The organism is Primorskyibacter sp. S187A (assembly GCF_049800955.1).
Classification (GTDB): Bacteria; Pseudomonadota; Alphaproteobacteria; order Rhodobacterales; family Rhodobacteraceae; genus JAKVBH01.
Genome location: NZ_JBNAGA010000001.1, coordinates 733214 through 753518, shown reverse-complemented (window position 1 = coordinate 753518; position 20305 = coordinate 733214). Strand labels below are relative to the sequence as shown.

Below are 20305 nucleotides of genomic sequence, written 5' to 3'. Positions count from 1 at the left end.
GCATCATGGAAGCCATTATCCTGCAGATTCTGAATGGTCTCGACAAAGGCTCGGCTTATGCGCTCATCGCGCTTGGCCTGACGCTGATCTTCGGGACATTGGGCGTTGTGAACTTTGCGCATGGTGCGCTGTTCATGATCGGCGCCTTTTGCGCGGTCACGCTGAGCCGTATCCTGACGTGGAGCTACACGTTCGTTGACGATACGCAAAAAGACTTTCTGGGCAATCCGCTCAAGGTCGATGTGCCCTATGTCTACGATATATTCGGCGAGGCGACGGGGGCTGCGATCATCGACTGGTCAGTCCCTCTGGCGATCTTGTTCTCGATCCCGATCATGATTGGCATCGGCTGGATCATGGAGCGCGGGCTGATCAAGCACTTCTACAAACGCCCCCACTCGGACCAGATCCTCGTGACCTTTGGCCTGGCGATCGTCCTGCAGGAGATCATCAAGTATTTCTACGGCGCCAACCCGATTCCGACGCCTGCGCCTGAGGCCTTCATCGGCTCATTCGACTTTGGCGCGCTGATCGGCATGGAAGCCGGGCAGATCATCTACCCCTACTGGCGCATCGTCTACTTCATGTTTGCCGCTCTCATCATCGGGGGGGTCTTTGCCTTCCTGCAATTCACAACCTTCGGCATGGTTGTCCGCGCCGGCATGGCTGACCGCGAGACGGTGGGCCTTTTGGGGATCAATATCGACAAGCGCTTCACCATCATGTTCGGTGTCGCGGCTGCTGTGGCGGGGCTTGCGGGCGTGATGTATGCGCCGATTACCTCGCCAAATTACCACATGGGCATGGACTTTCTTGTCCTGAGCTTCGTCGTGGTCGTTGTGGGCGGCATGGGCTCGCTGCCCGGCGCGATCCTCGCGGGGTTCCTGTTGGGCATTCTGGAGAGCTTCGCATCCATGCGTGAAGTGCTCGAGATCGTGCCCGGTCTGAACCAAATCATCATCTATCTTGTAGCCATCCTCATCCTGCTGACCCGTCCGCGGGGGCTGATGGGCCGCAAAGGCGTAATGGAGGACTAATCGATGTTCGGACTGGACGCCAAAGACACCCGCATTCTCCTGCTGGTCTTCGTACTCACGATGGCCGCTCCCTTCATCCTCAACCCCTTCCCCGAAGGCTCTGCCATGGCGCAATTCAATGCGGGCTATCCCGACTTGATGCAGCGTTTCGTAATCTTCGGGATCTTCGCCATCGGGTTCAACATCCTGTTCGGCCTGACCGGATACCTCTCCTTTGGCCACGCGGCCTTCCTGGGCGTGGGCTCCTATGCGGCGATGTGGATGTTCAAACTTCTGGGTATGAACGTCCTTCCCGCACTGGCGCTCTCGATTGTCATGTCCGGCCTCTTTGCCGTCGTGATCGGCTATGTGAGCCTCAGGCGCTCAGGCATCTACTTCTCGATCCTGACGCTCGCCTTTGCCATGATGTCCTACTCGCTGGCCTATTCCGTGCTCGCCACGGATATGGACGGACCTGACCAACAGGGCCTGTTGCAAAAGGGCCTGACAGGGGGTGAGACGGGCCTTCAGCTGACGCTGGATGACCCGCGCATCATGGGCGCTCAAGCCACCGCGGAAGGCAACATTCCGGTGCCCTCGCTCTTTGGCATGGAAATGCGCAGCGCGACGGATCTGAACGTGGGCGATTGGGTCTTTACCTTCTCCGCAGGCTATTACTTCTGCGCCTTCATCATGCTGATCGCGTTCTACCTGTCGATCCGCATCTTCCGCTCACCCTTCGGGATGATGCTCCGGGCGGTCAAATCCAACCAGCAGCGGCTGACCTATACGGGCCTCAACCCCCGCCCCTACACATTGGCCGCGTTTGTGATCTCGGGCATGTATGCCGGTCTGGCCGGTGGCCTGATGGTGGCGATGGATCCGCTGGCTGGTCCTGAGCGGATGTTCTGGACGGCTTCTGGTGAGGTGGTGCTCATGACCATCCTCGGCGGTGTCGGGACGCTCATCGGCCCAGTGCTGGGCGCCGGCGCGATCAAATACATGGAAAACATCCTTTCCAAGATCAACTCCGACATCCTGCACAGCTGGTTTGCCTTCCTGCCCGACGGGCTCGAGGACCTCGTGGTCACGATGATCTATCCCTTCATCGGCAAGGGCTGGCACTTGACGCTGGGCATTATCTTCATGCTTGTCGTGATCTTCCTGCCCGGTGGGCTTGTGGAAGGCGGCCAACGCATCCGCGCCATGTTCAAAGGCAAGAAGGCGGCTGAAAAACCGTCTGACGCTGCCAAGACACCAGCAGAATAAGGAGCGAGAACGATGGGAATTCTTGAAGTCAAAGACATCGGCAAACGCTTCGGCGGCCTGCAGGCGCTCTCGGATGTGAACCTCTCCGTCAAGGAGAACACATGTCACGCGATCATCGGCCCCAACGGGGCGGGCAAATCCACGCTGCTCAATTGCTTTGTGGGCAAGCTCATCCCCGACACAGGCTCGGTCATGTTCGACGGGCAATCGGTTCTGGGACGCCAGCCACACCAGATCAACCAGATGGGCATCTCACGCGTCTTTCAGACCCCCGAGATCTTCGGCGATCTGTCGGTGTTGGAAAACATGCTGATCCCGATCTTCGCCAAGCGCGACGGGGATTTTGAGCTCAATGCCATTGGCTCCGTGCCCTCCAACACCGATGTGATGGAGAAAGCCGAGCAGATGCTGGAAGACATGAACATGGCCGACAAGCGCCACATGCATGCAGCCTCCATGTCGCGCGGCGACAAGCGACGGCTGGAGATCGGCATGTGTCTGAGCCAGGATCCGCGCCTGCTGCTGCTGGATGAGCCGACAGCGGGCATGGCCCGCGCGGATACGAACAACACGATCGATCTTCTCAAGGAGATCAAGGAGCAGCGTGATATCACCATCGCGATTATCGAACACGACATGCATGTTGTCTTCTCGCTCGCGGATCGGATCACGGTGCTTGCGCAAGGAACGCCGCTCGTCGAAGACGCGCCGGAAAACATCAAGGGCAACCCCAAGGTGCGCGAAGCGTATCTCGGCGAGTCGGCCTAAGGGAGGTCTCGACCCATGAACGTCAAACCCGATTTCAGCAAAAACGCCAATATGGCGACCACCGCCCCGGCCTTTCTCTCGGTCTGGGACATGCACGCCTATTATGGCGAGAGCTATATCGTGCAGGGCATTTCCTTCAACGTGCATGAAGGTGAGATCCTCGCCCTTCTGGGCCGCAACGGCGCGGGCAAGACCACGACCTTGCGCTCGATTGCCCGCCTCGATGATCCCGAAGTGCGTCACGGCGAGATCTGGCTGGATCACAAGCCGCTGCACAAGATGACTTCTTATGAGGCGGCTTCCGTTGGCTTGGGCCTAGTGCCGGAAGATCGGCGGATCATCCCCGGCCTGACGGTCGAGGAAAACCTGCAACTGGCGCAGATTGCCCCGCCCATCGGCTGGTCCATCGAGCGGATCTACGACCTCTTCCCGCGTCTGGGCGAGCGTCGCAAGCAAGAGGGTGTGACACTGTCGGGCGGCGAGCAGCAGATGCTCTCCATCGCCCGCGCGCTGGCGCGGGACATCAAGGTCTTGTTGCTGGATGAGCCCTACGAGGGCCTGGCCCCGGTGATTGTGGACGAGATCGAAAAGACCCTCATCCACATCAAGGAACAGGGCATGACGACCGTGATCGTGGAGCAAAATGCGGTCCGTGCCCTGGAACTGGCCGACCGCGCCGTGATCCTCGACACAGGCGGCATCGTCTTTGACGGCACCGCCGCCGAAGTGCTCGACAACAAGGAATTGCGTGAGGAATATCTGGCGATCTGATGCGGCCGACGCCTTACCAGATCCTTAAAATCTTCGCGGATTTCCGCTGAAAACATCGCTTTGAACGCCGCCTGTTAAGGTGGCGTTCATTTGTTTGAGGATATTCTTAACAGCGGTGGGGGCTTCGTTTCATCCGTCGGAGCCAGACAATGACACTTATAGGACCGCCTTCCGCGATTGCCCCGTTGACATCGGGCCATCCGCTGGGCCTGCCGCAAACCGACACGGCCCGGTCAAGCGACTTCCGTATTGCCTCCGTTTCCAAAAGCGCGGGCAGCCCCAACACGGGTACTCAAAACCTACCTCAGGAACGCCAGCAACAACGGCGCAATACGCCCAATGATGCAGAACCCAAGACCACACCGCCGACCATCCTGCAACTCAAGATCAACGAGATGCTTGAAGAGCAGGCCGAGGCGCTCAAGGATATCCTGTCGCCTCCCAAGGACCCTGATGCGGAACCGATCCGGGAGGATGAGGGCGTGAGCAAGGTCGAGACCACTGACGCAGCTCAAGAGTCTGAGCGACCAGACGGCCCCATGCCTCAGATGCCCGCCGCGGAGCGTATGATCCCTGCTGACCCGCCCTTTGCGGCCCCGGCCCCGGGTGACACGGGTGAGGCGCCACAAACGCCTCCGGCGGCGACAGAGGCCACAGAACCTCAACTGCCACGCGCCGCCTCGTGAGCCGTACTTTCGGCGCATGAGGTTGAGTTGTCCGGAAATCTGGCGCAGCAGGCTGGTCGTTGACACGATCAGCCTTGTCTTCCCCCTTTCCCTCAGGCGTATTGGGTGCGTATAAGCGCCCAACACGACGCAGGGGAAAGGACCGAGGATCGATGACCGAAAAATCGCATGATGCAGATGTGGCTTTTATCTCTGAATTGGCCCGCCTTTTGCGCGAGAATGATCTGACGGAATTGCAGGTCAAACGGGAATACGGCGAGGACAACGCGCTCAACGTCCGCGTCAGCCGCCAGCAGATGGTGGCTCCCGCGCCCGTGGCTGCCGTTGCGGCCCCTGCCGCTGCCGCACCCGTTGCCGCAGCGCCCACCGCTGCCGCACCTGAGGCCAGCAATGATCCCGCCGATCACCCGGGCGCCGTAAGCTCGCCCATGGTCGGCACGGTCTACATGCAGCCTGAACCCGGCGCGCCTTCCTTCATTTCAGTTGGCGATCAGGTCAGCGAAGGGCAAACGCTGCTCATCGTGGAAGCCATGAAAACCATGAACCACATCCCTGCCCCGCGCGCGGGCAAGGTCGCTCGGATCCTCGTCGAGGATGGCGCGGCTGTGGAATTTGGCTCCCCCCTCGTGATCCTCGAGTAAGGGGGCCGGGCCATGTTTGACAAAATCCTCATCGCCAACCGGGGCGAGATCGCCCTGCGTGTGATCCGGGCCTGTCGCGAAATGGGCATTGCCTCTGTCGCCGTGCACTCCACGGCGGATGCCGATGCCATGCATGTGCGCATGGCCGACGAGTCGATCTGCATTGGCCCACCGCCTTCCTCGGAGAGCTACCTCTCCATTCCTGCCATCATCGCGGCCTGCGAAGTCACCGGGGCGCAGGCCATCCATCCGGGCTATGGCTTTCTGTCTGAGAATGCGGGCTTTGTGCAGGTGATCGAAGATCACGGGCTGACCTTCATCGGCCCCACTGCGGAACATATCCGCATCATGGGCGACAAGATCACCGCCAAAGAAACCATGATCGATCTCGGCGTGCCCTGTGTGCCCGGCTCCGAGGGCGGTGTGCCTGATCTCGCGACCGCGCAAAAGCTGGGCGAGGAGATGGGCTATCCGGTCATTATCAAGGCGACCGCCGGCGGCGGCGGGCGTGGCATGAAGGTCGCGCAGACGGCCGCTGATATGGAAAGCGCCTTCATGACCGCGCGGGCCGAGGGCAAGGCCGCCTTCGGCAATGACGAAGTCTATATCGAGAAATACCTCCAGCGCCCGCGCCATATCGAGATCCAGGTTTTTGGCGATGGCAAAGGCAATGCCGTGCATCTGGGCGAGCGGGATTGCTCCTTGCAACGGCGTCACCAGAAAGTCTTCGAAGAAGCGCCGGGCCCGGCCATCAGCGCGGAGGAACGCGCCGAGATCGGCCGCGTCTGTGCGGATGCCGTCGCGCGGATCAACTACATCGGCGCGGGCACGATCGAATTTCTCTACGAGGACGGGCAGTTTTATTTCATCGAGATGAACACGCGCCTGCAGGTCGAGCATCCCGTGACGGAGGCCATTTTTGGGGTCGACCTCGTGCGCGAGCAAATTCGTGTGGCCTCTGGTCTGCCCATGTCCTTTGCTCAGGACGATCTGGAGATCAACGGCCATGCCATCGAAGTGCGCATCAACGCCGAAACCTTCCCCGGCTTTGCGCCGCACCCCGGCAAGATCACGGCCTACCACGCGCCGGGCGGTCTTGGCGTCCGCATGGATAGCGCGCTCTATCAGGGGTATTCGATCCCGCCCTATTACGACAGTTTGATTGGTAAACTCATCGTCCATGGCCGCGATCGCCGTGAGGCCTTGGCGCGCCTGCATCGCTCGTTGGGTGAGTTGATCGTGGATGGTGTCGAGACGACTGTCCCGCTCTTTCACGCGCTGATGGCGGAGAAGGATATTCACACCGGTGAGTACAACATTCACTGGCTTGAGCGCTGGCTTGAACGGGAATTCGAAAGCTGACTTGGCAATTGCGCTGCACATCTTCACCATGCCCGCATGAATGAGTGGGATGACGAGGCGCGCCTGACGCCCGATCTTGTTTTGCACGCCTATCGATCCGGCATTTTTCCAATGGCGGAGCACAGGGACGATCCGTCTGTCTTCTGGGTCGATCCGCGCAAACGCGGCATCCTGCCGCTTGATGGGTTTCACATGTCGCGCTCTCTGGTCAAACGCCTGCGCAGCCTTCCCCATGACGTAACCATCAACACGGATTTCATCGGTGTTCTGGAGGCGTGCGCGGACAGGGACGAAACGTGGATCAACACTGAGATCAAACGCCTGTTTGTGGAGTTGCATTACCTCGGCAAAGCGCATTCGCTGGAGGTCTGGTCACGCGGGCAGTTGATCGGCGGGGTTTACGGCCTGGCCCTTGGCGCGGCGTTTTGTGGGGAGAGCATGTTCTCTCGGGCTGTCGATGGCTCCAAAATTGCCTTGGCCTATCTGGTGGATCGTTTGCGGCAAGGTGGCTTCACGCTTTTCGACACGCAATTCATCACGCCGCATCTGTCTTCGTTGGGGGCGATTGAAATTCCGCGGGGCGCCTATCACAGGGCGCTGCAAGCTGCGCTGGACATGGACGCGGACTTTGCAGGCCCGCCCCTGATCGATGCTCAGGAATTGCTACAGCGCAGAACCCAGACATCGTAACGCGGGTGGTCCATCGCGTTGAGCGCAGGGCTGGAGGCGATCATCCACCCTGAAAACACGCGGTTGCGATCCGGCTCCAACACGTCGATCCAGGCGTATGCCTCGCCTTGCAAATTGCCGGGCGGATAGCGGCACTCGCCAAGCGCCACGGTCAATCTGCCGACCTGCGTCGCGCCCCCATTGGGGACCGTCAGATCCGTCACCTTGCCAGACACCTTGTCCAGCGTGCGCAGCACCGCACCTGTGCCTTTGGTCGTGGGTGTCTGCGCCGCCGCCGCTGTTGCCAGCAAACCGGCACAGATCAGAGCGCAGAGCCTCATTCGTCCCCTCCGCCAGCGACGAATTTCAGCAGAAGCGAAATGAGCGAGACGGCCCCTTGTGTATCGATGATTTCGTCGCCCCCCTCGAAATAGAAGGGTGATCCACCGGGGAGAACTTCCACGAAATTACCGCCGAGCAAGCCTTCAGAGGAGATCACAATCGCGCTGTCGTCCGGGATTTCAACCGCATCGCGGATTGAGAAGGATGTATCAGCGCGGTAGGTTTCCGGGTTCAGCGTCACTTCCGTTACGGTACCGATTTTCACGCCTGCCAAACGCACATCCGTGCCAACCTGCACCCCCTCCAGAGAGCGGAAGGACGCGCTGAGTTCATAACCTGTGGAGCTCTGGCCAAGACCTGTCGCCTGACCTGCATAGATCACAAAGGCCACCGCTGCCGCGAGGACAGCGCCGCCCACCAGAACTTCTGTTGTATTTTCAGACATCGCGCCCCACGCTCCGGTTGTCTGGTCAGGTCCGCTTGTGCGGGTCCGTTATTCGGGGCTCCAGGCCTCGTAATCCGCACGCGGCTCAGGATCCTTGCGGCGCAGCGAACCTGCCGGAGCATAGGCGAGCGCCGTGCCCGTCACATTCTCCAGATGCGGCTTCTCCCACGACTTGCGCGGCAGTGGCGCATCTGTTGGTGCGTCCTGATACGTGTGGTGCAACCAGCCATGCCAGGCTGCGCCGATCCGGCTTGCCTCGGCTTCCCCGTTGTAGATCACCCAACGGCGTTTCCCGTCGCGCGACTGATAGAACATGTTGCCCTGTTCATCCTCGCCCACTTTTTCGCCCTTGCGCCAGGTGTAGAGCTGAGTCCCCAACGTGGAGCCATTCCACCAGGTTACCGCGCGCAGAACTGTGTTGAGAATACCCATGGAGGCCTCCTGATCTCTTACTCTCGATATGCCGTATCGCGGCGCAAAGGTCCAGTGACACCAGCGCGCAGGCTGGCAGACGGGCGTAAAGATGCTCTGAAGATTTGACTCAGCCGCCTGCCAGCGCGGTGATTTCAATTTCGATGCGGTATTTCGGATCGATCAGGCCGCATTCGATCATGGTCGCGGCGGGCGGATGGTCGCCAAAGGTCTCAGCAAGGATGGGAAAGCAGGGTGCGAACTCATGGCGATCAGGCAAGTAGTAGGTCACGCGCACAACATTTTCCCAGGAACTGCCCGCCTTGGCGAGGGCATCGCCAATAATGGAGAGCGCGCTGCGGCATTGCTCAACGACGGTATCGCCCTGCCCGACCGTGCCTGCGATGTGGACAAAGCCGCCTGCCACTACGGCCCGGCAATAGCCAACCTTGGCCTCGAACTCGCCGCCGGAAGAAATACGCTGAATTGTCATGATCTGTCCTTCATAGGGTAAATCGGGAATTTCACGCCGGGCCAAAGGCCTGGGTCGCGTTTCGATAAAAGCAAAAGGCCGTTAAACGACGAAATGGGGCAAGCTGCCCCACTTTCATGCCGTAGCTGATTGTCGCTGACACCGTCAGGCAGACACTTCTTCAGGCTTTTTTGCATCGCCATGGATCATCAATGGCTGCGCCTCGGTCGTCACGGCTTCCTCGTTCACGACAACCTCATCGACGGTATCCATGCCTGGAAGATCAAACATCGTATCGAGCAGGATATCTTCAAGGATTGACCGCAACCCGCGTGCGCCTGTCTTGCGTTCGATGGCGCGTTTGGCAATGGCGGAGAGCGCCTCATCCGTGAAGCTGAGCTTGGTGTCCTCAAGCTCAAACAGACGCTGATATTGCTTGATCAATGCGTTTTTGGGCTGCGTCAGGATCGTGACAAGGGCGTCTTCGTCGAGGTCTTCCAGCGTCGCCAGAACGGGCAAACGCCCCACGAATTCTGGAATCAAACCGAATTTCAGCAGGTCTTCCGGCTCCAGATCCGTGAAAATCTCACCAATGCCGCGCGCATCTTCGTCACGCACATCCGCACCAAAGCCCATGGCCGAGCCTTTGCCGCGTTGCGCGATGATCCGATCAAGCCCCGCGAAGGCTCCACCGCAGATAAAGAGGATGTTGGTCGTATCGACTTGCAGAAACTCCTGCTGCGGATGCTTGCGCCCGCCCTGCGGCGGTACAGAGGCGACGGTGCCTTCCATGAGCTTCAGCAAAGCCTGTTGCACGCCCTCGCCCGACACGTCGCGGGTGATGGAGGGGTTTTCAGACTTGCGGGTAATCTTGTCGACCTCGTCGATATAGACGATGCCGCGCTGTGCCCGCTCGACATTGTATTCCGAGGCCTGCAGCAGCTTCAGAATGATATTCTCCACGTCTTCACCGACATAGCCGGCCTCGGTCAGCGTGGTCGCATCCGCCATAGTAAACGGCACATCGAGGATCCGCGCCAGCGTTTGCGCAAGCAAAGTCTTGCCGCAGCCCGTGGGCCCGATCAGCAGGATATTGGACTTCTGAAGTTCAATCTCGCCGGTCTTGCCGGAATTGTTCAGACGTTTGTAATGGTTGTGCACCGCAACGGAGAGCACCCGCTTCGCGACGGCCTGCCCGATCACATAATCATCCAGCACGCCACAAATTTCCTTGGGCGTGGGAACACCGTCAGAGCTCTTGAGGCCTGCGCCTTTCGTCTCTTCGCGGATAATGTCCATGCACAGCTCGACACATTCATCACAGATAAACACCGTCGGCCCGGCGATCAGCTTGCGCACCTCGTGCTGACTCTTGCCGCAGAAGCTGCAGTACAGAGTGTTTTTGCTGTCGCCGCTGGAATTGCTAGCCATCACGTACCTTTCAGGGGCGCATCAGGTCGCTTGCTCCCCACGACGCCCCTAAGGCCGTGGGGGGGATTTCTCAAGCTTAGGCGAGCGGGCCGGGGTCCACAATCGCAAAATGGACGCGGCCCGCTCACGTTTAATTTTCGTCGTCGCCTTTGGCGCGATTTTCAACGATCTCGTCGATCAGGCCCCAGGACTTGGCTTCTTCGGGATCCATGAAATTGTCGCGCTCCAGCGCGGCTTCCACGTCCTTGAGCTTGTTGCCGGTATGTTTGACGTAGATCTCGTTGAGGCGCTTTTTGAGTTTCAGAGTTTCTTCAGCGTGGATCATGATATCCGTCGCCTGGCCCTGATAGCCGCCTGAGGGCTGGTGCACCATGATGCGGCTGTTGGGCAGCGAGAAGCGCATGCCCGCCTCGCCTGCCGTCAACAACAGCGAGCCCATGGAGGCCGCCTGGCCTATAACGAGCGTAGACACCTTGGGCTTGATGTATTGCATCGTGTCATAGATCGACAGACCGCTCGTCACCACACCGCCAGGCGAGTTGATGTACATCGAGATGTCTTTGGAGGGGTTTTCCGCCTCAAGGTGCAAAAGCTGCGCCACGATCAGGCTCGACATGCCATCATGCACGGGCCCGTTGAGGAAAATGATGCGCTCTTTGAGTAGGCGCGAGAAGATGTCATAGGCTCTCTCGCCGCGGGAGGTCTGTTCGACCACCATCGGCACGAGGGTGTTCATGTAGGTTTCCATGGGATCGCGCATTGCTCGCCTGCCTTATCTGTCAGTGATTTCGGTCTTAGCCCGGACGGGGTTAATAGAGTCTTAGTGTTGGCCCCGGGGGGCTGCAAGGGCAGCAAGCGGAATGACCTGTGTCGCGCGGCTCAAAATGCGCTCAAAGCATGCATCATAAACCTGCGGGACAAATTGTTCTCGGGGCTTCTCGTGCTGGAAACCTGCCTGATGAAGCCATTTCACGCGTTGCTCACAAACGCCGCCGCTGTGATGCGCGTGTTTGGAAAGCTGTCCCGTTGACCAACCCCCTGTCAAACGGCGACTTGCTTTCTGCAAGACTCTCTGGGTGATCCCAGTGACCCGCCCCACACTTTGTATGACCAAGCGCAAGACGATGCTTGATCCCGCACCAAGCCACGTTACCTCCCGGCCATGGACCAATTTGCCCCCTCTCGCACCGCCGCACTCGAGCGGCTGTCTCAGTTCCTGCCAAAGGCGGGAAAGACCTACACCGCCGGGCGAAACTACGATTATGGCCCCGGGCGCCACGACACGGCTGTGTCAACGCTGTCGCCCTACCTGCGTCACAGGTTGATGACGGAGGAAGAGGTTCTGGACGCAGTGCTTGGCAAACACGCGCTCTCCTCGGCCGAAAAATTCGTTCAGGAAGTCTTCTGGCGCACCTACTGGAAAGGGTGGCTTCAGATGCGACCCTCGATCTGGCACGGATATCGGGCCGATCTCAAAGCCCGACTGGATGATGTAGCGACACAAGGCGGGCTGCGGAGAGAATGGGAATCAGCCTGCACGGGCGAGACAGGGATCGATGCCTTTGATCACTGGGCCCATGAGCTTGTGGATACGGGCTACCTGCACAACCACGCGCGCATGTGGTTCGCCTCGATCTGGATTTTCACACTCCGCCTGCCCTGGGAGTTGGGCGCGGATTTCTTCCTCCGCCATCTTCTCGACGGAGACCCTGCCTCCAATACGCTCAGCTGGCGCTGGGTCGCGGGCTTACAGACAAAGGGCAAAACCTATCTGGCCCGGCCTGACAACATTGCCAAATACACCGAAAGACGTTTTCGCCCGCGCGATCTCTCCTCCGTGGCGGTGCCACTACGCGGCCCAGATCACCCGCCCCGCTTACCCGCGCCCGCCTTCCAACCCTGGGACGCCAACCGCCCATCAGCCTTATTGCTCAGCACCGAGGATCTTTCCCCCGGCTGGCTCTTTGAGGCTGGTCTGCGCGTGGCGCACACGGCGCTCTGGTCTGACGCGGATCACCTGTCCCCCTTGCAAACAGCACCGCGGGTTGCTGCATTCAAACGAGGCGCTCTGGAGGATGCCAGCGGCCGCTGGCGAGACCGCTTGGGCACCTGCACCTCCGTTGACAATCTGGATGCCATGGTCGCCTGGGCGGCTCAAACGGGCGCAGATCAGATCGTGACACCCTTCGCGCCGGTCGGTCCAACGGCGAACCTTCTGGACACTTTGGCGGACCGATTGCACGCGCAAGACCAACAGCTGGTCACGCCCCTGCGCAGCTATGACGCCATGTGCTGGCCCCACGCGACCCACGGCTTCTTCCGCTTCAAGGAAAAGATCCCCAAGATGGTGGCCGAGCTCAAAGGCTTGAAAGCCGCATAACCCCTTCATCTTGCCCCTAAACTCCGGGGAGCGCGAGGGGCTGGCCCCTCGCTCCGACGTCTGCAAAAGCTCACATGTCGAATGGATTGTCGACGCGCGGCCAATAGCGCCCGTCGCGCCGCGTATAGCGCAGCGCCTGCATATCCGGGCTGACCCGACCGGGCGTTGCGCAGAAAATCACCTCTGAGGCCAAGGCTGCAAAAGGCGTGAAAAAGTGGAAGGTGGATTTCACCACGACGAGCCGCTTGCGCGCCAGATCGATGCCCAAATGCGTAAAGGCTTCAGGATGATAGACCTGCACCCTGAGATTGTTGAGCACCACATCCACGTTGCCCGCCAGACGCAGCCAGACCGCGGTGCCCATGGGCTCAAGCCCAGGGCCCAAATGCTGGCCGCAGCCCTCTCGGATCGCCATGATACGGCCCTGCACGTCAAGGGGAGCGCCCGAAGCGGGTTCCGTCTTGCCCCCAAGGCGCAACGACAGCGACACGCCCTCGCCCGCATCCCGACAGATCGCAACAGCCATCGGATCGAAATAGAGCCCACTGGCCACATCCGTCAGACCGCGATCCAGTATCTCGCGCAGCACAAACGTGGAATCCCCCGGCGCGCCAGCGCCTGAATTGTCGGACATATCCGCCAGCACAATCGGTTTGCCGGGCGCATCCGTCCCAATGCCGTCGAGCGCCTGGGCCATGTCGGGATAGCGCCGGGTGACGTCGTGGCGCAGCTCAAAAAACGCCCGTCCCAGGCTTTCTGCCTTGGACGCCGCCAATTCTGCATCATCATCCGTGACAACAAGCATCCGCGCGCCCACATCCGCAACATCCGCCCAGACAAATCCATGGCTGAGCGAGACGGACAAGACGCCGCCCCGCCCCTCCTCGGCCTGCATCCGCGCGACAAACGCCGCCATGGCCGGGGTTTTCGTGAGGTAAATCCCGATCATGCGACACTCAAAAAGCGCCATCCGTGGCGTGATCTCGCCCCGATATGTGCGCAGCGCCAGATCCCAGAGTTCGGCGGCGCGCGGCGTCGCGTCATCGTGAGGGTATTCCTTGAACGTGATCACCAGATCTGATGCATCGAGCAAGGCCTGCGTCAGATGACAATGAAGATCGAGCGAAACACCGATTATGGCTTCGGGGCAAAGCTCACGCACAGCCTGCGTCAGGTCGCCTTCGCAATCCTCGACCCCTTCGGCCACCATCGCCCCGTGCAGCGACAGCAAAATGACATCCGCGCCACCTGCCTTGCGCAGATCATTCAGGATGTCCTCCTTGAAGGCGGCGTAGGTCGCCGCAGTGGTCAGACCGGCAGGCTCCGCAATCGCCGTCAGGCTTTCGATCACTTCCCAGCCCAAGGCCTCCGCTTGCACGCGCCACAAGTGCAGGCTCTCTGTCATGAGGTTGGCAGGCTCTTGCGTGGCGGTGCCGTGGCGCAGGAAATAGGCCTCATATCCCGTGCGCCCGGTGGGGATCGGCGAGAAGGTATTCGTCTCGGTCGACAGACAGGCCATGAACAATCGCGTCATGGCGCGACCCTGCGGCGCGTTCTTGCCACGCGTCAAGCGCTCAGGTCTTGCGGAACGTCAAATAATGGGCCGTCCGACCCTCGCGAAACGCTTTTTGTTCATAGCGCGTGGACAGCCAATCGTCCCATGGCGCGCGCCAGTCTTGCGGGCCTTCCGCGCACCATTCGAACCCGTGCCGCGGCACCTGCTCCAACGTCTGGCGCACGTAATCGGGGATATCTGTCGCCACGCGAAACTCCGCACCCGATTTAAGCGCCCGCGCCAGAGGATCCAGATGCTCAGGCGTGACGAACCGCCTCCGGTGATGGCGTTTCTTAGGCCATGGATCAGGATACAGCAGAAACGCCTTCGAGATTGAAGCTTCCGGCAGCACATCCATCAAATCCCGCGCATCGCCGGGATAGATGCGCAGATTGTCCACCCCCGCTTCGCGCACTTTGCCCAAAAGCATCGCGACGCCGTTGATGTAGGGCTCCGCGCCAATGATCCCCACGTCCGGGTTGTTTGCCGCTTGATGCACGAGGTGCTCGCCGCCGCCAAAGCCAATTTCGAGCCAGACATCGCGCGCGCCAAAGAGCGCGTCCAGATCGAGCGGCCTGCGATCGGGGTTCTCTTCCCAGCCCACGGGACCGGGAGAAAACGCGGCCAGATCCTCATCCAGATAGGCCTCCTGGGACTTGCGCAGCCCTTTGCCTTTGAACCGGCCATAAAAATTGCGCCACGGCGCGCCGGAGGGATGGGTCGTTGGAGGGGTCTTGTCACTCATGGGCGCGGCATAATCCGATGGCTGCGCGCGTGCAAGGCGCGGCTGTGATGCCTCAGGCCCAATCCTGCAACCGCGCCACGTAGCGCGCGAGCGTGTCGATCTCGAGATTGACCGGATCGCCCACCTGCGCCTGACCCCAAGTGGTGACAGCTTTGGTGTGCGGGATGAAATTGATCCCGAAATCCGCCCCCTCCACTTCGTTGACGGTCAGTGACGTCCCGTTGAGCGCAACTGAGCCTTTGGGCGCGATGAAACGCGCCAAGCCTTCGGGAGCGCGCAGCGTCACGCGCGTACTGTCGCCCTCATCGCACATCGCTTTGATCTCGGCCACGCCGTCCACGTGACCGGAAACGATATGCCCGCTCAACTCGTCCCCGACCTTGAGCGCGCGTTCCAGATTGATCCGCCGCCCCTCTTGCCAGAGCGCGCCGATATTGGTCTTGGACAAAGTCTCGGCGGAAATCTGCATATCGAACCAATCCGCGCCCAAATCGACAACCGTGAGGCACACCCCATCGCAGGCGATGGAGGCCCCCATATCGATGCGGCTTGTGTCATAGGCGGTTTGAATACGCGCCCGCATGTCGGCCTCGCGGTGAATCTCTTTGATCACACCTATATCGGTAATTATGCCTGTAAACATCGCACTCCCCTGACTTAGCGCCACAATCCCGGCATAGTACTGCCCAGAAGTTCCGGTAACCAATTGTAAGGGACATATGAGGTATTCGCGCCAAATGGGCAACGCTACAGGAGACGCCCGGGTCTTTCTGTTCTTGCAGGGACCGCATGGGCCGTTCTTCCACCGTCTGGGCAAGATGCTCAGGATGACGGGGGCGGAGGTTTGGCGCGTGGGCTTCAACGCGGGCGATCGCGCCTTCTGGTTCCACCCGGGCTCATATCTTCCGTTCACAGGCGCCTTGGACGCCTGGCCAAACCATCTGGAAGAGCTCATCACCGAAAAAGGCGTGACCGACATCGTATTGTATGGCGACACGCGCCCGGTTCACGCCAAGGCTGTCGCAGTTGCGCAAGCGCGAGGTCTGCGTGTTCATGTCTTCGAGGAAGGCTACATGCGGCCCTATTGGGTCACCTATGAGCGCGGCGGTTCCAACGGGCACTCGCGTCTGATGGAGATGACCGTCGAAGACATGCAAAAGGCGCTCGCGCTTTGCGATCCGGAAGCGCCATTGCCGCCAGCCCATTGGGGCGATACGCGCCAGCATGTGTTTTATGGCGCACTCTATCACTGGTTCGTCCTGTTCCGAAACGGCGCATACCGTCAGGTCAATGGGCACCGTGAATTGCCTGTGAGCAAGGAGTTTCAACTCTATCTGCGACGCTTGCTGCTGATGCCATTCCACGCCGTGGAACGACGCGTGGCCACATGGCGCATCCGCCATGGCGGGTTTCCCTATCATCTTTGCCTGCTGCAGCTCGAACATGACAGCTCATTTCAGGAGCACTCCCCCTTCTCGCGCATTTCGGAATTTCTCGAAGTGGTCGTGCGAGGGTTTGCCGAAGGGGCGCCCGGTCATCACCACCTCGTCTTTAAAGCGCATCCGCTGGAAAATGGCCGGACCAACATCCGCCGTGAGCTCAAGCGGTTGGCCCAGCAATACAACGTCGGCAACCGCGTACACTATGCGCGTGGCGGCAAACTGGCCCAACTCCTGAATGACGCGCGCACCGCGGTGACCGTGAATTCGACCGCAGGCCAGCAGGTGCTCTGGCGCGGTATACCTATCAAGACGTTCGGCGCTGCGGTCTACGCCAAACCCGAGTTCGTCTCGACCCAAGCCTTGCCCGACTTTTTCGCCAAACCCGCCCGTCCAGACAACCGCGCCTACAAGGATTACCGCCGTTTCCTGCTCGAAACGAGCCAGATCCCCGGCGGCTATTATTCCTCCCGTGGGCGGCGCAGCTTGCTGCGCCACGTGGTCGATCTCATGCTCATTGATGAAGATCCCTACGACGCGCTCACCGCAGGCACCGCGGCCCCGCGGCAACAGTTGCGCGTCGTGACCTGATATCCACAAGCCGGGGGGCTTGGTTTTTTCGACCGATTCCGATAGTTTGCAGCATAAAGCTGAGGTCATCTCAAAGAATGGCCCGGACTTTGAGGCAGAAAATCAGGTCGAGGAGACCCGTGCAGTGAACTCCAAACCAACCCGCTGGGCCCGGTCCGTGGCCCTAGTGCTGGCCGTGTCGCTCGTGGCGTCGTGCGGCTTGCCGCGCCTTGGCCCGACGAAACGCGAGATCTTCGCAGGCTCCGTGCAGGAACAGGGCGACGCCTTCATCGTGGCCGTGAATGAACGTGTGACAGCCGCGACTTCCGTGGTCCCGGCCCTGGGCTTTGCCCAAGCATTCCAAAACGCCAGCGTTCTGGGCTCGGACACGATCCAGCCGGGCGACACATTGGGCCTGCGCATCTGGGAAAACGTAGATGATCCCCTGCTGGGCACCGCGACCTCTGCGGCCACGGCGCTCGAAGAGGTCCAGGTCGACGGACGCGGTTTCATTTTCGTGCCTTACGCCGGGCGCATCAAAGCCTCCGGCAACTCGCCTGAAGCCGTGCGCCGGATCATCACACAACGCCTCGAAGTGCAAACGCCTGATCCGCAGGTCGAAGTGCGCCGCTTGGCAGGCGACGGTTCAACCGTCAGTCTCGTTGGTGCGGTTGGCGGACAGGGCGTCTATGCAATCGAGCGCCCCACCCGCACGCTCTCAGCGATGTTGGCGCGGGCCGGTGGCCTGACGATTGAGCCGGAAATCGCCCAGATCACAGTTCTGCGCGGCACGCATCGCGGCAAGATCTGGTTTGAGGATCTCTATGAGAACCCTGATTTCGATATCGCCCTGCGCGGCGGGGATCGTATTCTGGTGGAGGAAGATACACGGGCCTTCACTGTTCTGGGCTACGCCGGAACACAAGCGCGCGTTCCCTTTGAAAGTCAGACCCTGTCGGCCGTGGAGGCCATTGCCGCTGTTGGTGGTCTGAGCACCTCCGAGGCAGATCCCACCGGCTTCTTCATATTCCGCAACGAGGTCGAGGAAATTTCAGAGCAGGTGCTGGGCCGTGACGATCTCACCGGCGCGCAGCGGATGGTTTACGTGCTGGATCTGACGCGCCCCAACGGGCTCTTCCTCGCGCGGGATTTCATCATCCGTGACGATGACCTCGTCTACATCACCGAAGCGCCGTTCTCGCAATGGAACAAAACCATCGCCGCGCTGACTGGCTCGCTGGGCGCCGTGACCTCTGTCACCGGATCGCTGGAAAGCATAGCAGCCACAGGCGCGGGCGCAGGCGGCGGGTGAGCGCTTCGCCCACGGGAGACAAACAAAACGCCGGTGCTGAAACGCGCCGGCGTCTTTATGTGTATAACGGCGGCTTTTTGTGGAAAGACAAACAGATACGTCGCATCCTGCACCTCGCAGGTTATGACATTTCGCTGGGCCTTCCCTCCGAGGATGATCTCGTCGGCGTCTGGGGCGCATCGCCAACTTCCCATCGCGGCCAGAATATTTCCCAAACGCGGGGCGCAGGCCTCATACGGGTCGAGGATGCCTTTCTGCGCTCGCTGCACCCGGGCCGCGCCGGGGAGCCGCCGCTGGGCCTGCTCATCGATCCTGACGGCCTGCACTTCGATCCCACAGTCCCCTCGTATCTGGAAAAACTGCTGGCCACTCATCCCCTCGACGACACGGCCCTCCTCCAACGCGCGCGCGATGGCATCGCGCGCATCAAGGCCGCGCACCTGACCAAGTATAGCGCGGTCGACCCATATCAGCCTCCTCCAGCGCCCGGCTATGTTCTGGTGATCGACCAAACCAAGGGCGACGCCTCCGTGACAGCGTCCGGCGGGAGCCGCGCAGACTTCCTCGAAATGCTGGTCTTTGCGCAAGAGGAACACCCCGGCTGCCGCGTTATCATAAAGACCCATCCCGAAAGCCGCGCCGGATTTCGAGAGGGTTACTTTACCGACAGTGACACCAACGACCGCATCTCCTTTCTGAGCGACGACATCTCGCCATGGGCGCTGTTCGAAGGCGCCGTTGGCGTCTACAGCTATTCCTCCCAGATGGGGTTTGAGGCCATCTTCGCAGGCCACAAACCCCGCATCTTTGGCCAGCCCTTTTATGCCGGTTGGGGCCTGACGCAGGATGAGCGCCCCGTTCCCCGCCGCACCCGCCGCCTGACACAGGCGCAACTCTTTGCCGCCGCCATGATTTTAGCACCCACCTGGTACGATCCCTACCGCGACAGGCTCTGCCCCCTGGAGGACGTCCTCAGCGCGTTGGAGGCACGCACACGCGCCTGGCGCGAAGACAGGGCCGGCTGGGTCGCCTCCGGCATGCGATTGTGGAAGCGCAAGGCTTTACAGGATTTCTTCGGACAGCAAGTGCCCATCCAGTTCGCGGACGCCTCCCACCCCCCGCGCCGCCACATGATCTGGGCCAGCAAGGCGACGCCACCGGCCCCGGCTGGAACTTTCCATGTTGAAGACGGGTTCCTGCGCTCCAAAGGTCTGGGCGCTGCGCTCACGCCGCCGCTGTCCCTCGTGCTGGATGATCTGGGGATCTACTATGATCCCCGACACCCCTCCCGCCTTGAAGCCCTGTTGAACAAGGCGGCCTCATTGCCGCCGCACGCGATCCGGCGCGCAGAGGCTTTGCGCCGCAAAATCCTTTATCACGGCCTGTCGAAGTACAACCTGACAGGCACCCGGCCTGATCTGCCCGAAGGGCATCGCGTCCTCGTTGTCGGACAAGTGGAAGACGATGCCTCCATCCTCACCGGCACGCGCCAACAAGGGACGCACACGAACCTCGGATTGCTGCAAGCAGCGCGCAACGCCCATCCCGATGCCATTTTGATCTACAAGCCCCATCCAGATGTCGAGGCCGGCCTGCGCAAGGGCCTCGTACCCCAAGCCCGGTCCCTCGCCGATATCATTGCCGATCAATCCAACGCCGTCGCCCTTCTGAACGACGTAGACGAAGTCTGGACCATGACGTCACTGCTTGGCTTCGAGGCCGTCCTGCGGGGGATCCCGGTCACTACGCTAGGTGTACCATTCTATGCGGGATGGGGCCTCACACATGACCTGGACGCCCCGCCAGAGCGCAGGCGGCAAACACTGACGCTTGATCAATTGGTCCATGCCGCCCTCATTGAATACCCGCGCTACCATGATCCCTTGACCAACACAGCCTGCCCCCCCGAAGTGATCGTCGACAGGCTGGCCAATGATCGCTTGCCCAAACCCGGCTGGGGCAAGCGCAGCCTCTCGAAAATTCAGGGTCTTCTGGCCAGCTATGCACATATGTGGCGCTAA

At 60.6% G+C, this 20305-nt stretch carries 21 protein-coding genes; 12 read left to right on the top strand and 9 right to left on the bottom strand.

Annotation, left to right across the window (positions count from 1 at the left end; translation table 11 throughout):
* Positions 1 to 5: 5 nt before the first annotated feature.
* The 8 genes from ACP15S_RS03850 to aat all read left to right on the top strand — a co-directional run bounded on the left by ACP15S_RS03850 (position 6) and on the right by aat (position 7203).
* On the top strand, positions 6 to 1037 hold the full coding sequence (locus ACP15S_RS03850; protein WP_425038256.1) for a branched-chain amino acid ABC transporter permease: 1032 nt from the start codon (positions 6 to 8) through the stop codon (positions 1035 to 1037).
* Positions 1038 to 1040: 3 nt separating this feature from the next.
* Entirely contained in the window at positions 1041 to 2285 is a 1245-nt protein-coding gene (locus tag ACP15S_RS03845; RefSeq protein WP_425038255.1) for a branched-chain amino acid ABC transporter permease, read from the top strand.
* A gap of 12 nt (positions 2286 to 2297) precedes the next feature.
* Positions 2298 to 3053 carry an ABC transporter ATP-binding protein gene (locus ACP15S_RS03840; RefSeq protein ID WP_425038254.1) on the top strand — a complete coding sequence of 252 codons (756 nt, stop codon included), beginning with the start codon at positions 2298 to 2300 and terminating at the stop codon, positions 3051 to 3053.
* Between the two features lie 15 nt (positions 3054 to 3068).
* On the top strand, positions 3069 to 3824 hold the full coding sequence (locus ACP15S_RS03835) for an ABC transporter ATP-binding protein (RefSeq protein WP_425038253.1): 756 nt from the start codon (positions 3069 to 3071) through the stop codon (positions 3822 to 3824).
* Between the two features lie 149 nt (positions 3825 to 3973).
* A complete protein-coding gene (locus ACP15S_RS03830) occupies positions 3974 to 4510 on the top strand; it encodes a hypothetical protein (RefSeq protein WP_425038252.1) in 537 nt (178 codons plus the stop codon).
* Positions 4511 to 4662: 152 nt separating this feature from the next.
* Positions 4663 to 5151, top strand: coding sequence for an acetyl-CoA carboxylase biotin carboxyl carrier protein (accB, locus tag ACP15S_RS03825; protein WP_425038251.1), 489 nt, complete (start codon positions 4663 to 4665; stop codon positions 5149 to 5151).
* Positions 5152 to 5163: 12 nt separating this feature from the next.
* The gene (gene accC / locus ACP15S_RS03820) at positions 5164 to 6513 is read left to right on the top strand and encodes an acetyl-CoA carboxylase biotin carboxylase subunit (protein WP_425038250.1); all 1350 of its coding nucleotides are present in this window, start codon (positions 5164 to 5166) and stop codon (positions 6511 to 6513) included.
* A gap of 36 nt (positions 6514 to 6549) precedes the next feature.
* Entirely contained in the window at positions 6550 to 7203 is a 654-nt protein-coding gene (gene aat / locus ACP15S_RS03815; RefSeq protein WP_425038249.1) for a leucyl/phenylalanyl-tRNA--protein transferase, read from the top strand.
* Here aat and ACP15S_RS03810 read toward each other — a convergent pair.
* The 6 genes from ACP15S_RS03810 to ACP15S_RS03785 form a co-directional block, all read right to left on the bottom strand.
* Positions 7167 to 7523 carry a DUF2155 domain-containing protein gene (locus tag ACP15S_RS03810; RefSeq protein WP_425038248.1) on the bottom strand — a complete coding sequence of 119 codons (357 nt, stop codon included), beginning with the start codon at positions 7521 to 7523 and terminating at the stop codon, positions 7167 to 7169. The genes aat and ACP15S_RS03810 overlap by 37 nt on opposite strands.
* Positions 7520 to 7969, bottom strand: a complete 450-nt coding sequence (gene mlaD, locus ACP15S_RS03805; protein ID WP_425038247.1) for an outer membrane lipid asymmetry maintenance protein MlaD — start codon at positions 7967 to 7969, stop codon at positions 7520 to 7522. The genes ACP15S_RS03810 and mlaD overlap by 4 nt, the downstream gene beginning before the upstream one ends.
* Positions 7970 to 8017: 48 nt before the next feature.
* On the bottom strand, positions 8018 to 8401 hold the full coding sequence (locus tag ACP15S_RS03800) for an NADH:ubiquinone oxidoreductase subunit NDUFA12 (RefSeq protein WP_425038246.1): 384 nt from the start codon (positions 8399 to 8401) through the stop codon (positions 8018 to 8020).
* A 109-nt stretch (positions 8402 to 8510) separates the two neighbouring features.
* The gene (locus tag ACP15S_RS03795) at positions 8511 to 8873 is read right to left on the bottom strand and encodes a RidA family protein (protein ID WP_425038245.1); all 363 of its coding nucleotides are present in this window, start codon (positions 8871 to 8873) and stop codon (positions 8511 to 8513) included.
* Between the two features lie 144 nt (positions 8874 to 9017).
* Entirely contained in the window at positions 9018 to 10283 is a 1266-nt protein-coding gene (gene clpX, locus ACP15S_RS03790; RefSeq protein ID WP_425038244.1) for an ATP-dependent Clp protease ATP-binding subunit ClpX, read from the bottom strand.
* Positions 10284 to 10413: 130 nt separating this feature from the next.
* Complete coding sequence (locus ACP15S_RS03785) at positions 10414 to 11043, bottom strand: ATP-dependent Clp protease proteolytic subunit (protein WP_425038243.1); 630 nt, start codon at positions 11041 to 11043, stop codon at positions 10414 to 10416.
* A gap of 402 nt (positions 11044 to 11445) precedes the next feature.
* Here ACP15S_RS03785 and ACP15S_RS03780 point away from each other — a divergent pair, with 402 nt between their 5' ends.
* Entirely contained in the window at positions 11446 to 12663 is a 1218-nt protein-coding gene (locus tag ACP15S_RS03780; RefSeq protein WP_425038242.1) for an FAD-binding domain-containing protein, read from the top strand.
* 70 nt (positions 12664 to 12733) lie between these two features.
* Here the strand turns inward: ACP15S_RS03780 and ACP15S_RS03775 are convergent, their stop codons facing one another.
* The 3 genes from ACP15S_RS03775 to ACP15S_RS03765 are packed head-to-tail and all read right to left on the bottom strand — an operon-like array spanning position 12734 to position 15606.
* Positions 12734 to 14197: a M81 family metallopeptidase gene (locus tag ACP15S_RS03775; protein WP_425038241.1), complete on the bottom strand. Its 1464-nt coding sequence runs from the start codon at positions 14195 to 14197 to the stop codon at positions 12734 to 12736.
* Positions 14198 to 14237: 40 nt separating this feature from the next.
* On the bottom strand, positions 14238 to 14963 hold the full coding sequence (gene trmB, locus ACP15S_RS03770; RefSeq protein ID WP_425038240.1) for a tRNA (guanosine(46)-N7)-methyltransferase TrmB: 726 nt from the start codon (positions 14961 to 14963) through the stop codon (positions 14238 to 14240).
* 52 nt (positions 14964 to 15015) lie between these two features.
* Positions 15016 to 15606, bottom strand: coding sequence for a riboflavin synthase (locus ACP15S_RS03765; RefSeq protein WP_425038239.1), 591 nt, complete (start codon positions 15604 to 15606; stop codon positions 15016 to 15018).
* A 94-nt stretch (positions 15607 to 15700) separates the two neighbouring features.
* Here ACP15S_RS03765 and ACP15S_RS03760 point away from each other — a divergent pair, with 94 nt between their 5' ends.
* The 3 genes from ACP15S_RS03760 to ACP15S_RS03750 all read left to right on the top strand — a co-directional run bounded on the left by ACP15S_RS03760 (position 15701) and on the right by ACP15S_RS03750 (position 20305).
* The gene (locus tag ACP15S_RS03760) at positions 15701 to 16993 is read left to right on the top strand and encodes a capsule biosynthesis protein (protein WP_425038238.1); all 1293 of its coding nucleotides are present in this window, start codon (positions 15701 to 15703) and stop codon (positions 16991 to 16993) included.
* 124 nt (positions 16994 to 17117) lie between these two features.
* Entirely contained in the window at positions 17118 to 18284 is a 1167-nt protein-coding gene (locus tag ACP15S_RS03755; RefSeq protein ID WP_425038237.1) for a polysaccharide biosynthesis/export family protein, read from the top strand.
* Positions 18281 to 20305, top strand: coding sequence for a capsular polysaccharide biosynthesis protein (locus tag ACP15S_RS03750; protein ID WP_425038236.1), 2025 nt, complete (start codon positions 18281 to 18283; stop codon positions 20303 to 20305). The genes ACP15S_RS03755 and ACP15S_RS03750 overlap by 4 nt, the downstream gene beginning before the upstream one ends.